10 protein-coding genes and 4 pseudogenes are annotated in these 13699 nt (G+C 73.2%); 12 read left to right on the forward strand and 2 right to left on the reverse strand.

The features are described 5' to 3' along the window. Positions 1 to 85 precede the first annotated feature (85 nt). The 11 genes and pseudogenes from UG55_RS32825 to UG55_RS05810 all read left to right on the forward strand — a co-directional run. Positions 86 to 1464 (forward strand): annotated as a pseudogene (locus UG55_RS32825) (ABC transporter); the annotation flags it as partial. A gap of 1 nt (position 1465) precedes the next feature. Continuing rightward, positions 1466 to 2950 (forward strand): annotated as a pseudogene (locus UG55_RS32830) (ATP-binding cassette domain-containing protein); the annotation flags it as partial. After that, positions 2950 to 3660: a GntR family transcriptional regulator gene (locus UG55_RS05780; RefSeq protein WP_066063837.1), complete on the forward strand. Its 711-nt coding sequence runs from the start codon at positions 2950 to 2952 to the stop codon at positions 3658 to 3660. The pseudogene UG55_RS32830 and the gene UG55_RS05780, both read left to right, overlap by 1 nt. Positions 3661 to 3803: 143 nt before the next feature. Then, positions 3804 to 4755 (forward strand): aldehyde dehydrogenase family protein (locus UG55_RS05785; RefSeq protein WP_313954580.1); only part of this gene is annotated, 952 nt, incomplete at its 3' end. A gap of 1 nt (position 4756) precedes the next feature. After that, positions 4757 to 5072, forward strand: a pseudogene (locus UG55_RS32835) (aldehyde dehydrogenase family protein); the annotation flags it as partial. A gap of 1 nt (position 5073) precedes the next feature. Further along, positions 5074 to 5249: pseudogene (locus UG55_RS32840) on the forward strand (aldehyde dehydrogenase family protein); the annotation flags it as partial. Positions 5250 to 5340: 91 nt separating this feature from the next. Then, entirely contained in the window at positions 5341 to 7182 is a 1842-nt protein-coding gene (locus UG55_RS05790; protein WP_066063843.1) for a class I adenylate-forming enzyme family protein, read from the forward strand. Next, the gene (locus tag UG55_RS05795; protein ID WP_066063846.1) at positions 7179 to 7811 is read left to right on the forward strand and encodes a TetR/AcrR family transcriptional regulator; all 633 of its coding nucleotides are present in this window, start codon (positions 7179 to 7181) and stop codon (positions 7809 to 7811) included. Before UG55_RS05790 ends, UG55_RS05795 begins: the two co-directional genes overlap by 4 nt. A 36-nt stretch (positions 7812 to 7847) precedes the next feature. Next, positions 7848 to 8702 (forward strand): enoyl-CoA hydratase/isomerase family protein, encoded by an 855-nt coding sequence (locus tag UG55_RS05800; RefSeq protein WP_083986443.1) that lies wholly within the window; start codon positions 7848 to 7850, stop codon positions 8700 to 8702. 292 nt (positions 8703 to 8994) lie between these two features. Continuing rightward, complete coding sequence (locus UG55_RS05805; RefSeq protein ID WP_128422861.1) at positions 8995 to 9471, forward strand: hypothetical protein; 477 nt, start codon at positions 8995 to 8997, stop codon at positions 9469 to 9471. A gap of 109 nt (positions 9472 to 9580) precedes the next feature. Beyond that, positions 9581 to 10561 (forward strand): cold shock domain-containing protein, encoded by a 981-nt coding sequence (locus UG55_RS05810; RefSeq protein ID WP_242423789.1) that lies wholly within the window; start codon positions 9581 to 9583, stop codon positions 10559 to 10561. An 11-nt stretch (positions 10562 to 10572) separates the two neighbouring features. Here UG55_RS05810 and UG55_RS05815 read toward each other — a convergent pair whose 3' ends face one another. After that, complete coding sequence (locus UG55_RS05815) at positions 10573 to 11271, reverse strand: NUDIX domain-containing protein (RefSeq protein WP_206779347.1); 699 nt, start codon at positions 11269 to 11271, stop codon at positions 10573 to 10575. A gap of 150 nt (positions 11272 to 11421) precedes the next feature. Beyond that, positions 11422 to 12375, reverse strand: a complete 954-nt coding sequence (locus tag UG55_RS05820; RefSeq protein ID WP_199865046.1) for an enoyl-CoA hydratase/isomerase family protein — start codon at positions 12373 to 12375, stop codon at positions 11422 to 11424. A gap of 416 nt (positions 12376 to 12791) precedes the next feature. On the opposite strand from UG55_RS05820, the gene UG55_RS32845 reads away from it, so the two are divergent. Next, positions 12792 to 13698 (forward strand): class I adenylate-forming enzyme family protein (locus UG55_RS32845; protein WP_242423817.1); only part of this gene is annotated, 907 nt, incomplete at its 3' end. Between the last annotated feature and the right edge of the window lies 1 nt (position 13699).

Consider the following 13699-nt stretch of genomic DNA (forward strand, 5'->3'; position numbering starts at 1 on the left):
CAAGAAGTAGCGGCCGGGAAACAGCGAACGACCAGACGGCTGTGCGCCGACGAGGAGGAAACACGTGACCACGTTCTTCAACCTGGTGGTCTCGGGGCTGGTCACCGGCGCCTTATACGCGATCCTCGCGTCCGGCCTGACCCTCACCTACCAGACGTCCGGAGTGTTCAACTTCGGGCAGGGCGGCGTCGCCTTCGCGACGGCCTATCTGTTCTTCCAGCTCAACACCGGTCAGGGCCTGCCCGTCGTGCCCAGCGCCGTTCTCTGTGTCGGCGTTTTCGCGCCGGTGCTGGGCTGGCTGCTGCACCGCATCCTGTTCAACCCCCTGCGGGACGCGTCCATCGCGGCGCGCATGGTCGCCACACTCGGGCTGCTCATCGCGCTGCCCGCACTGTGCCTGTGGATCACTGCCCTGCTGCGCGAGAAAGTCGACCTCGACCTCCCGACCCTCGCGGACGTCTTCGTCATCCCGGGCCTGGGTCCCACCCCCAAGGACATCTACACCTTCGGCGATGGCCTGGTCCTGGACAGTAACCAGATCGCGGTGCTCGGCGCCGCGGTCTTCTCCGCGCTGCTGCTGTGGTACCTCGTCCGCCGCACCCGCATCGGGCTGGAGATGCGCGCCGCGGTGAGCCGGCCCGCCATCGCCGCGCTGCGCGGCGTCGACCCCGACCGCGCCTCCGCGGTCTCGTGGATCACCTCCTGCGGGCTCGCCGGCCTGGTCGGCGTCCTGATCGCGCCGATGAACGGCCTGGCCACCTTCACCTACGACACCCTGCTGTTCATCTCCATCCCCGCGGTGGTGCTGGCCCGGTTCGCCTCCATCCCGCTGGCGATGGTCGGCGGCCTGCTGCTCGGTGTCGCGCAGAACCTCGTCAGCGGCTACGTCGACCTGGACATCACCGGCTTCCCGACCGCGGTGCCGTTCATCATCCTCTTCGGCCTGCTGTTCTACTTCGGCGCCGCGCGCGGCCGCGCCGCCGGCACCACCCAGGAGGAGAAGCCGCCCGCCGACGACCCGAGCGACCTCTCGATCTGGCGGCGCCGGCTGCTGTGGGCGCTCGCCACCGCCGGCCTGCTCGCCTACACGGCCTTCGGGGCCACCGACTTCTGGGCCGGCCTGCTGGCCCAGGGAATCGCCACCGCCATCGTCCTGATGTCGTTCATCGTCGTCACCGGTATCGGCGGCATGGTCAGCCTGGCCCAGGTCGCCTTCGTCCTCGCCGGTGCGTTCACCGCCGGCATCCTGATCTCCCACGACGTCCCGTACCTGATCGCGCTGCTGGCGGGCGTGGCCGTCGCGGCGGTCACCGGCGCGATCGTCGCGCTGCCGACCCGCCGGCTCGGCGGGCTGCCGCTGGCGCTGTCCACCCTGGCGCTCGCCTACATCGGCCAGAACCTGCTCTTCCAGATCCACGACATCTCCAACGGGTCCGGCGGCTGGGCCCTCACCGCCCCGGACCTNGGCCTCGTCGACACGGCCAACCCCCGCTGGCTGGTCGCGCTGCTGCTCGTCCTGCTGGGGCTGACGATCTGGTTCGTGCACGCGCTGCGCGGGTCCAGCACCGGCCGGGCCATGCTCGCCGTCCGCTCCAGCGACGTCGGCGCGCAGACCAACGGCATCGCCGTCGGCCGGATGAAGCTGCTCGTGTTCGTCATCTCCGCGGCCATCGCCGGGTTCGGCGGGGTCCTGCTCGCCACCAGCAAGGGCCGGGTGACCAACACCGACTACGACGCGTTCGTCGGCCTGTTCTGGCTGGCGACGACCATCACCTTCAGCATCCGCCGGCCGGCCGGGGCCGTCCTCGCCGGCCTGGTCACCGTGCTGGCCCCCCAGGCGTTCGAGAGCATCCCGGACTCGCCCCACTTCATGCAGATCCTGTTCGGTCTCGGTGCCATCGGCCTTGCCCGCGACCCGGACGGGGCGCTCGCCGCGATCAGTCGCGCCGGGCAGCGGCGCCGCGGCCGCGGCTCCTCCCGGACCGCACCGGCGGGCGCCAGGCACCGGCTCGGCCGAGCGACCGCCACCCCGCGGCCCGCGGCCGCCCCGGCCGGAGCCGCCCCGGCCGGAGCCTCCCCAGCCGGGGCATCCCCAGCCGGAGCCGTGGGCGACCGGGCGGACCTCACCGCGGCCTCGGCGCATCCCGTGCTGCGGGTCAGCGGGATCCGCGCCGGTTACAACGGCATCGAGGTGCTGCACGGCGTCGACCTGGCCGTCGGGCCCGGCCAGGCGGTGGCGCTGCTCGGCAGCAACGGCGCCGGGAAAACCACCCTGTGCGCGGCGATCGGCGGCCTGGTCACGCCCACCGCGGGCAGCATCGAGCTCGCGGGCGAGGACGTCACCGCCATTCCCGCGCAGCGGCGCCGCCGCGACGGCATCTACCTCGCCCCGGAGGGGCGCGGGATCTTCCCCGACCTCACCGTCGAGGAGAACCTCACCATCTGGCTGCGCGGCGGCGACGAACGCGGGCGAGCCTACGACGCGTTCCCCGCGCTGGCCCGCCGACGCCGCCAGCTCGCCGGCTCACTGTCCGGCGGCGAGCAGCAGCAGCTGACACTCGCCCCGGCGATCGTCCGCCCACCGCGGCTGCTCATCGCCGACGAGCCGTCCCTCGGCCTCGCCCCACTGGTCAGCGAGCAGATCTTCGCCGCCCTCCGCGAACTCCAGCGGCAGGGAACGGCCCTGCTCATCGCCGAGGAGAAGAGCCGCAACGCACTCGCTGTCGCCGACCACGCCTCGTTCCTCACCGTCGGCCACATCACGTGGTCCGGCCCGATCGCCGAACTCGACACCGAGGAGCTGGCCACCGCGTACCTCGGCGCCAGTCCGGCATCCAGTCCGGCGTCGACCGGCCCAGCGGCGACCGGCCCAGCGGCGACAGCCCCGGTGCCAGCCAGCCCCGCGGCCGGACGTGCCCCGGCCGGCGCGGACCTCCCCGCGAGCGGCTGATGCCGCCACCCGAGCGGATACCCCGGCCCCGGCACCGGCCACACGCGAAGTACCAGGTGGAGCGCCGCAGCAGCGGCCGCCAGGTCGCCGACCACATCCGCGCGCTGATCTTCACGGGAGTGCTGCGCCAGGGCGACCGGATCCGTCAGGACATGATCGCCGAGGAGCTGGGCGTCAGCCGCATCCCGGTGCGCGAAGCGATGATCACGCTGGAGAGCGAGGGCTGGATAGCGATCGAGCCCCACCGGGGCGCCTTCGTCCACGGCCTGGACCGCAACTCCGTCATCGACCACTACGCGCTGATGGGTCAGCTCTACGGCCTGGCCGCCGAGCAGGCCACCGCACGTGCCACCGCGGCCGACTTCGGGGCGCTGTCGGCCGCGGAGCTGCAGCTGCGGACCGCGGAGGAACCGGGCGACGTCCTGCAGGCGAACGAGGTCTTCCTGCGCCAGGTCTTCGCCATGGCGGACTCGCCGCGGCTGTCGTCCTTCTCCCGGCTGATGACCGGGATCATCCCGGGGAACTTCTTCGCCATCGTCCCCGGAACCATCCCGGCGCAGAAGGAGGGGCTCGGCGCCGTCGCCCGGGCGATGGCCGCCGGTGACGGCGGCGGCGCGGCGGCCGAGTTCGTCCGCCTGCTGCGCGGCCACGGGGAGCACGTCGTCGAGCTGCTCGAGGCACGCGACGTCCTCTGGCGGCCCGCCCACTGACCTGGCCCGCCCACTGACCCGGCCCGCCCACTGACCTGGCCCGTCGGGCCGGCAAGACCCGCGACCACGTCTTTCCACGAACAGGAGCCAGCTCGATGTCCGACAACCCTCCCGGCAGGGCGGCCGTCCTCGGCGAGCCGCGGATGCTGATCGGCGGGTCCCTCGTCGACGCCGCGGACGGACGCGTCCTGCCCAACATCAACCCGGCGACCGAACAGGTCCTGGGGTACGTGGCGGACGCCTCGGCCACCGACCTGGACGCCGCGATCGCCGCCGCCCGGACGGCCTTCGACACCGGCGACTGGCCGACCAACCCGGCCCTGCGGATGCGCTGCCTGCGCCAGCTCGCGGACGCCCTGGACCGGCACCGGGAGGAGCTGCGCACGCTGACCGTCGCCGAGATCGGCGCGCCGGTGGCGCTGACGCACGGCCCGCACCTCGACGCGGCGCTGGGGATCGTCTCCTACACGGTCGAACTCGCCGAGAACTACGCCTACGACCGCGACCACGGGGTCTACGACTCGCCGGTCACCTACTCCGCCAGCCGGCGGGTGGTCAGCCGGGAGCCGGTCGGTGTCGTCGCCGCGATCACGCCGTGGAACGTGCCGATGCAGATCAACCTGGCGAAGGTGGTGCCCGCGCTGGCCGCCGGCAACACCGTCATACTCAAGCCGGCGCCGGACTCCCCGTGGACGGCCACCGTGCTCGGCCGGCTCGTCGCGACGGAGACCGACTTCCCGCCCGGGGTGTTCAACGTGGTCACGACCTCGGACAACCGGGTCGCCCAGCGGCTCGCCGAGGACCCGCGGGTCGACATGATCAGCTTCACCGGCTCGACGGCGGTGGGCCGGCTGCTGATGGCAGCCGCCGCCCCGACCATCAAGAAGACCTTCCTGGAGCTGGGCGGCAAGTCCGCGCACATCGTCTGCGAGGACGCCGACCTCGCGAAGGTAATCCCGATGGCCGCCACGGTGGCCTGCTTCCACTCCGGGCAGGGCTGCGCGATCGACTCCCGGCTGCTCGTCGCCCGCCCGCTCTACGACGACGCCGTCGCCGCGATGAGCGAGGCAATGGCGAGCTTTCCCTACGGCGACCNGACGGATCCGTCCGTGCTCATGGGCCCGCAGATCAGTGCCGCCCAGCGGCAGCGCGTGCTGGACCTGATCGCCGTCGGCGTGCGCGACGGCCAGAAGATCGCCGTCGGCGGGGGGGTGCCCGAGCGCCTGCCCACCGGCTTCTACACCGAGCCGACGCTGTTCGTCGACGTCGATCCGGACTCCGCGATCGCCCAGCAGGAGTTCTTCGGCCCGGTCGCGGTGATGATCCCCTTCGACACCGACGACGACGCGGTGCGCATCGCCAACAATTCGATCTACGGTCTGGCCGGGTCGGTGAGTTCCGGTTCGCTCGACNGCTCCATGGCGATAGCGCGCCGGATCCGCACCGGCTCCGTCAACGTCAACGGCGGCCAGTACTACGCCCCCGACATGCCGTTCGGCGGCTACCGGCAGAGCGGCCTGGGCCGGGAGATGGGCGTGCCCGGGTTCGAGGAGTACCTGGAGACCAAGGTCATCGCCGTCGGAGTTTAGGCCGCCGGCGCCCGCCGGAGTGCGGGCGGCCCGGCAACGCAGGAGCGGCTCGGCAGCCCGGCCGCACCGTCGACAACCCTGGAGGGCTTCGATGCCGACCTGGCCCGATCTCACCCGCATCCCGCCTGGGCTGCGCCTCGCCCTGACCGGCCCCGGGGCGCCGTTCGAGCTGGTCCGCGAGGACGTCCGCGGGGTCGAGATGACGGTTTTCGCCCGGCGCCCCCGCAGCCTGCCGGCGCTCCTCACCGCCGCGGCGCGCAACCATCCGGATCGGCCGTACCTGGTCGCGCCCGACCGCACCGTCAGCTACGGCGAGGCCGCGGATGCCGCGCGCGCCATCGCCGCGCTGCTGCGGGACGCCCACGGTGTCCGCCCCGGGGACAGGGTGGCGCTGGCCGGCGCGAACAGTGCCGAGCACGCACTGGCGGTCTGGGGCGTGCTCATGCTCGGTGCCGTCGTCGTCGGCCTCAACGGCTGGTGGACGGGAGCCGAGCTGGCCGCCGGGATCACGCTGACCGGGCCCACGCTGCTGGTCGCCGACGGGCGGCGGCTCGCCCGCCTCGCCCAGGCACGCCACGGCGGCGGCGCGGTGGCGGGATCCGGCGACCCGGCCGCACGGCCCGGCCCCACTGTGCCCGCGCCCGGGCGCAGTGGGGCGCTGCCACCGACGATCTCCTTCACCGATCTGTATGCCACCGCGGTCGCGGCCCACGACGCGGCCGCCGCGGCTTCCGGCGTGGCCGCACCGGTGACTGTCGACGGGGTCGACGGGGTCGACGGGGTCGACGGGGTCGAGGAGGACGATGCCTGCGCGATCCTGTTCACCAGCGGGACGACGGGGCGTGCCCGGGGCGCGCTGATCAGTCATCGCGGACTGGTCAACTTCGGCATGGACGCGGCCCTGCGCGGCGCCGTCGAGACCGTCAGCGGCGCCGCCACCCGTCCGCCGGGACCGCCGGTCTCCGTCCTGGCCGGCCCCTTCTTCCACATCTCCGGCCTCGGCCCGCTGCTGAGTGTCGCGCCCCAGGCCGGAATGACCCTGGTGCTGCCCGCGCCGGGCCGGTGGGACCCGGTCGCCCACCTCGAACTGACCGCCCGGCACGCCGTCACCCAGTGGAGCGGGGTACCCACCCAGATCCTGCGGCTGCTGGAACACCCCGCGCTGGACGGCGTCGACACGGCCGCGATCCGCGGGGTCGGCTGCGGGGGCGCCCCGATCCCGCCGGACCTGCCCCGGCTCGCCGCGCGGCGCCTCCCCAACGCCCTGCTCACCGGCGGGTACGGGATGACCGAGACCTGCGGTCTGGGCACCGCGATCAGCGGCCGCCGGCTCGCCGAGCATCCCGCTTCGGCCGGGGTACCCACGCCGACCGCCGAGGTCGTCGTCCGCGACCCGGCCGGGACGGAGATCACCGACGGGCGGGTGGGCGAGGTCTGGGTGCGCTGCCCGAGCACCTTTCTCGGCTACTGGGAGGCGGACGGCCGGGCCGGGCAGAACAGCCCGGTGGACGCCGCGGGCTGGTACCGCACCGGCGACTTCGGCCGGTTCGAGGGTGGCCTGCTCCACATCGAGAGCCGGTTGCGTGATCTGATCGTGCGCGGCGGCGAGAACGTCTACCCGATCGAGATCGAGAACCGCCTTCTCGACCATCCCGACGTCGCCGACGCCGCGGTGATCGGGGTGGCCCACCGGGAGCTCGGCCAGGAGGTGATGGCGGTGGTCGTCGCGCGCACGGGCGCCACGGTCGAGCCCGCGGAGATCCGTGCCTGGGCGGGTGCGGCCCTGGCGCGGTTCAAGGTGCCCGCGCATGTCGAGATCGTGGCCGACCTGCCGCGCAACGCCACCGGCAAGATCCTCAAGCAGACCCTGCGGGAGCGCTTCGCGACCGCACCAGCCCAGCCGGCCGCCGAGTCGAGGGAGGGCTCGCGTTGACCACGACTTCCGCCCGCGGGACGCTCCGGCGCCGCCAGGCCGAGCTCAACCGCGAGAAGGTGCTCGACGCGGCGGAGGAGCTGTTCGGGCGCAACGGCTTCCGGGAGACCAGCCTGCGGCAGGTCGCCGAGCGGTGCGGCATGTCCGTCGGCGCCCTCTACCTGCACCTGCCGAACAAGGAGGAGCTGCTGCGCGCGGTCATCGACCGCCGCGGCCTCGCCCTGATGAGCCGGATCCGCTCGTTCGTCGAGGCGGACGGGCTGGGCATCGACCTGCTCACCGGGCTGGTCCGGACCGAGATCGGCTTCTACCGGGCCTTCCCGGACTTCGGCCGGCTCATCAGCCGGCTTTTCTCCTCCGGTTTCGCCGTCGCGCCCCGGCTCGGCGCGGATGTCGCCCACGGCTACACCGCGGCGATCCAGCTCGCGGCCGAGGTGATCCGGCGCGGGCAGCTCGACGGCACCATCTGCCCCGGTGACACCGACAGCCTCGCCCGGCTGCTCGCGGCGATGGTCGGCTCCCACCGGAACGCCGAGGCGACCCGCCCCGACGGGACGGCCGGCATCGCGGAGGACCAGTTCGTCCAGATGGTCCGCCGGGCGTTCGCGAACGTCCCCGGCACAGGCTGACCACGTGTCCATCACCGACGGAAGGATCCGGAAACCATGACAGGCGCGGACCGCGACCAGCCGCCGGCCGGCGCCGCCGGCGAGGAGCACGCTCGCCTGTCGGAGCGGGACGGCATCCTGACCGTGACGATCGACCGGCCGAAGCTGAACCTGATCAGCGCCCAGGTGACCAGCACGCTCTGGCACGCCGCCAACCTGCTGGCCGACCGGGACGACCTGCGCTGCCTGGTGATCACCGGTGTCGGCCGGTACTTCACCGCGGGTGTCGACCTCTCCGAACCGGTCGGTGACCGGCCCGGCAACCCGGAGACCGAGCATCTGCACCCGGGCTGGAACGTCCGCCGCAACTACCGCAGCCACCACGCGCTCTACGACGAGTTCGAGGCGATCGAGAAGCCGATCATCGTCGCCGCCCAGGGCATCTGCCTGGGCGGCGGGGTGGAGATGGCGGTGTCCTGCGACTTCCGCTTCTGCACCCCGCACGCCGAGTTCGGCGTGCCGGAGATCCACATCGGGGTGCTGGCGGGCAGCGGCGGCACCAGCCGGCTCACCCGCCTCGTCGGCCCCGCCTGGGGCAAGTGGATGGCGATGGCCGGCCGGCGCGTCCCCGCGGAACAGGCCCGCCAGATCGGCCTGGTGCACGACATCTTCCCGGCGGAGACCTTCCTGGACGACGTGTACGCGTTCTGCCGCGAACTCACCACCATTCCGGCGGAGGCACTCGGCGTCGCCAAACTCGCCATCGACATGTACGCCGACATCTCGGACCGAACCGCCCAGCGGCACCTGGACAGGTTGCTGGTCACCGGGCTGCTGAACACTCCGGAGTTCAAGGAACGCAGCGCCCGCCTCGGCTTCGGCGGCACCAAGACCTCGAAGAAGCCCCACTGATCCAGCAGAGAAGCCCCACTGGTTCCGGCAGAGAAGCCCGACCGATCCGACCCGACCGATTCCGACGGCGAGTGACCTTCCGAACACGGTCGTGTGCGTTGCATATCTTCGGGCATAGACAGAGGGTGCTCATCCGACTGCCCAGGGTTTGCCGTTCGCAGGCTTACGGCGGGTCTCCGACCCTGGACGGGCCGCATCGCGGCGCGGAGGCGGATCGCGCCAGCCACCCGGATCTGGTGGAGGTACCGGTCCGCGAGCGAGGCCTTCCATCAGAGTGGAGGAGAACCCGACCATGAGCCAGACCTTTACCGAGCGCGAGCTGACTCCCGAAAACCCGCTGCTACGGGATGCCACCGTGGAGGCGTTGACGCCCCGGGTCGAGCCCCAGGAAATCCAGAAGTTCCTGGAGCTGGCCGCCTCGGTCAGCACACCCGCGCCACTGGGCGCCACCGGGTCGGTGAACATAGCGATCTGGGGAACTGTGGACTGCAAGCCGCAGGGCCAGCCCTGGAAGTACAACACCGAGATCTGGGGCGGTCCGGCCTACTTCGGCAGCGCGGTCGGCGTGATGTACACGGCCTATGACACCTGGGACGCATTCTTCCGGAACGTCACCTCCGTACACGCCCAGGGCATCGCCGAAGGCGGTGGAATCCTCCAGATCAACTGGATGAACTCCAGCGGGGTGCCGTGCGGGCAGTTCAACGGCGCGGCGGGCGGCGTCGGCCTGCTGGAGGCCGGCGGCTCCGGCGGGTGGCAACGCGCGTAGTCCCGGCTGACGGTTCTCGGGCGGGGAGGGGCGAGAAGACCCCTCCCCGTCTCGGCCGTCGGAATGGGAACCAGAGCGGGCGCGGGCCCGTCAAAGGGCCATGAGGATGATGACGCTTCGCGGCGCCCGCCTGACAGCGGCCACCTTCGCGACGGCGCTGCTGGCCGCGGCGTGCGCCGGCGCCGCCACCGACGGGCCGGCGGACGGCCTGGGCGGCCCGCCCGCCGCCGATGGCAGCCCGGCCGGGGGCGGGGGCGGGGGCGCCGGTGCCGGCGCCCCTGACGCCAGCGGCGCCGGCACCGCTGCCGTGCGGGTCCAGCAGGTCGGCGGCTTCGTCACCGCCGAGATGCTGGCCACCCGGCTGCCGCTGGTGGTCGTCTACGAGGACGGCCGGGTGATCAGCGAAGGTCCGCAGGCCGCGGTGGCTCCCGGGCCTGCGCTGCCCAACGTCCAGCTGCGGCGGATCTCGGCGGCCGACGTCCAGAAGCTCGTCGACCGCGCGGTCGCGGCCGGTATCGGCGGTGAGCGGGACTTCGGCCAGCCGTCGGTCACGGACTCTCCGACCACCCGCTTCACCGTGCGAACCGCCGACGGGGTGCGCACGACGGAGATCTACGCGCTGGCCGAGGGCCACGGCGACACCGGGCTGACCGCGCACCAGCTGGCCGCGCGGAAGGCGGTCGAAGGGCTGCTCGACGCACTCACCGACCTGCCCGGCGCACTCGGCCCGGCCGCGGTCGGCGAACCCGCGCCGTACACACCGGCAGCCGTCGCCGCCATCGTCACCCCCTGGGCCCCCTCCTGTACAGCCGCGCCCGGCGCCGCCCGCCCCGGTCGGTGCGGCGGCGTGCCGGCTGACCCGAACGAGCGGGCCTGGCCCGGCGCCCCGCTACCCGGCGAGACCTTCAGCCACGCCGCCGACCTCACCTGCGTCACCACCGACGGCGACCGGGCGGCCGAGCTGCTGGCAGCGGCGCGCACCGCGGTGACGACAACCCCGTGGACCTACGACGGCAGCCGGTGGCAGATCCGCTTCCGCCCGCTGTTGCCGGACGAATCCACCTGCGCCGACCTGCTCCCGAGGCGCTGAACGCAGCCGCGTCAGGGCTGCTCCCCGAGCACGACTTCGAGCTGGCCGTCAGCCCCCGTCAGGTAGTCGGTCGCGACTGGTAGCAGAGGCTCGGAGTATGGACCGGCCAACCGTTCGATGTCCGCGGCGCGCACCAACAGGATCTGCTCCAGCTCCGGGACAAGACCTCGAGCGACCTCCGCGGCCGCCTGCGCCTCGAAACGCTCCCGTAGGTGCGCCTCCGGGCGGGGCGGGGCGAGGTAGTGGAAGCCGAGATTTCCGTTACTGCTCCGGGTGACGCACCGCAGGCGCAGGTCGGCGACGTCGGCCACGACCCCGGTCTCCTCCGCCAGCTCCCGGGCGGCGTTACCCGCGAGCGCGACCGCGTCCAGCCGCCCGCCCTGGCCTGGCGGCTCCACCGACCCGCCCGGAAGCTGCCAGCGGCCGGGCACCGCGGTGGACGACGACGACCGCCCGACCAGCACCCGCCCGTCCTCGGTCGGCTGCAGCACACCGACGAAGAGTCCGGGCAGCGGCGCCCGGGCACCGGGCACCCGGCGAAGCGCGAAGGACCGGTAGGTGCTTCGCGTCCAGACCAGCACCAGTTCGTCGGATCCCCGCCGGTGAAGGTCCAGACAGACCACGACCGGGCCGTCGAACAGTGCCGGGTTGGACGTCACCGCGTCGTCCCATGCCTGGTCCACCACCGCCCGCTCCGCCGGCGAGACCACGGGCGGCTCCGCCTCGATCAGGTGGACACGCCTTCCCGCCAGCACCTCGGCCGCCCGGCGCGGAGGCCACTGGCCCGGAGACGGCGAGGAGCGCACCCCACCATGCTCGCATCGCGCGGTCAGAGACCGCGGAACCCAGAGAACCCGAACTCAGAACCCGCGGAACCTGGTGGGGCGGCGTTCGACGAAGCTGCGGACGCCCTCGTCGGCGTCCTCGGTGTACGACAGCGCCTCCACCACCCAGGCCTCCTCCTGCGCCAGGGTGTGCCGGTCGACGTCCAGGGAGCGGTTGAGCAGCCACTTGTTGGCGCTGTGCGCGCGGGTCGGCCCAGCGGCGAGGCGGGCGGCAAGCTCGTCGACGGTCGCGGCGAGCGCGTCGGCCGGAACCGCCCGGGCGATCAGCCCGATCTCGGCGGCACGCGCGGCCGGGATGTCCTCGGCGAGCAGGACCAGCTCGCGGGCGCGGGCGAGCCCGACCAGCCGCGGCAGCAGCCAGGTGCCGAGGCCGTCGACGGCCAGCCCCCGCCGGGCGAAGATCTCGATGAACCTGGCGTTCTCCGCGGCGACCACCAGATCGCAGGCGAACACCAGGTGCGCGCCGATGCCGGCCGCGGTGCCCTGAACGGCCGCGATCACCGGCTTCTCGCAGTCGAGGATGGCGTGCACCACGTTGATGCCGCCGGTGCTCATCGCCCGGCGGATGTCACCGACGAGCTTCTCCGGAACGCCCTCCGGGCGCGGACCGGCGGACCGCTGCTGGCGCAGGTCCGCGCCGGTGCAGAAGAAGCGCCCGGTGCTGGCCAGCACGACAACCCGCACCGACGGGTCGGCGTTGAAGCGGGCGAACCAGGTGAGCAGCGCGTCACGCTGGCCCATGGTGAGGGCGTTGCCGGCATCCGGCCGGTTCAGCGTGATCCGGGCGATGCCGTCGACCACCGTCAGGGTGAGCTCACCGCCGGCCGCGACCTCGGTCTCGGTCGCCGGCTCGGGCACGGTCGCCGGCTCGGGCACGGTCGCCGGCTCGGGCACGGTGGCGGACGCGGTGGGCTCGGCTTCCGCGGTGCCGTCCGCGGGCGGGGTCGGCTGGGGAATCGATGTCGTCATCAGGCTCTCTGCAGGCTCTGGGCGACCGCCTCGGCGGCGGCGGCGGACGTCGGGTAGCTGGTTTCCAGCAGCAGCGCGCGTGCGGTGCAGGTGCGGGTGCGGGTCGATCTCCCGAGGCGAACCCCGCTCCGCCCTTATTGGATACATTATGCTAACAGTGACCCGCGGGACGGGCGAGCCCGAACGGGAGGGATGCCGCGGTCTCCCCCCTCGTCCGCCGCCTGTACAGCATTGACACTGGTAGTCAGTGTTGGAAACATGCTTCCCGTGGGTTCCACGGACTCGCCTGGTGGTGAGGTCGGGCCCGGCCTCACCCGGCCTCACCACCAGGCGTCCGGTACGCCGTTGACGGGGGTGTCCGTGTGTCGGTGACACCGGCGCGCTCGGCCACGGGGCCGGTCCGGCTGGCCGACACCGTGCGCGAGGCCGCCCGGCGCTTCGGCCCCGCGGCCGCCTTCGTCCGGGCGGACGGGCAGTGCCTCACCTTCGCCGACCTCGACCGGAACTCCGACGCCCTGGCCGCCGGGCTGGCCGGGCGGGGCATCGGCCCGGGCGACCGGATCGTGCTGCGGCTGCCCTCCCAGTTCCCCTATGTGCTCGCCTACGTCGCCGCCGCGAAGCTCGGCGCGGTCACCGCCGGGATCAACCCGCTGCTCGCCCCCGCCGAGCAGGATGCCCTCAGCGGCGTCGTCGACCCGGCCCTCGTCCTGCATACGGACGGCGAGGTGGACGAGCTGCGCGCGTGGGGGGCCGGCCGCCCCGTCCCGGTGTCACCGCCCGGCGACCCGTCCCGGCCGGTGGCGATCGTCTTCACCTCCGGCACCACCGGCCGTCCCCGGGGCGCCGTGTTCACCGAGGGCGCGCTGGACGCCGCCGCGATGATCGACACGAACCGCGAGTGGGCGGGGCGGGCCGGCGAGCCGGTGCTGACTGCCACCCCGTTCGCCCACGTCGGCTTCATGACGAAGCTGCCCTGGTATCTGCGCCGCGGTCTGCGTACCCACCTGCGAACCCGCTGGCGGGCCGCGGACGCGCTGGCCCTGATCGCCGCCGAGCGGATCCCCGTCGTCAACGCGGTCGCCCCGCAGCTCGCCCTGATGCTGCGGGTGCCGGACTTCGACGGCTTCGACCTGTCCGGTGTGCGGATGCTGGTCGCCGGCGCGGCACCGTCACCGCCGGCGCTGGTCGAGGAGGCGCGCAGCCGCTTCGGGGCACCGTACTGCGTGCGCTACTCCGCCACCGAGACCGGTGGTTGCGGCCTCGGTACCGATCCGGGTGCCGCGGACGAGGCGCTGTGGTCCGTCGGGCGGCCGCGGCGGGGGGN

This window comes from Frankia sp. EI5c, assembly GCF_001636565.1.
In the GTDB taxonomy this organism is placed as follows: domain Bacteria; phylum Actinomycetota; class Actinomycetes; order Frankiales; family Frankiaceae; genus Parafrankia.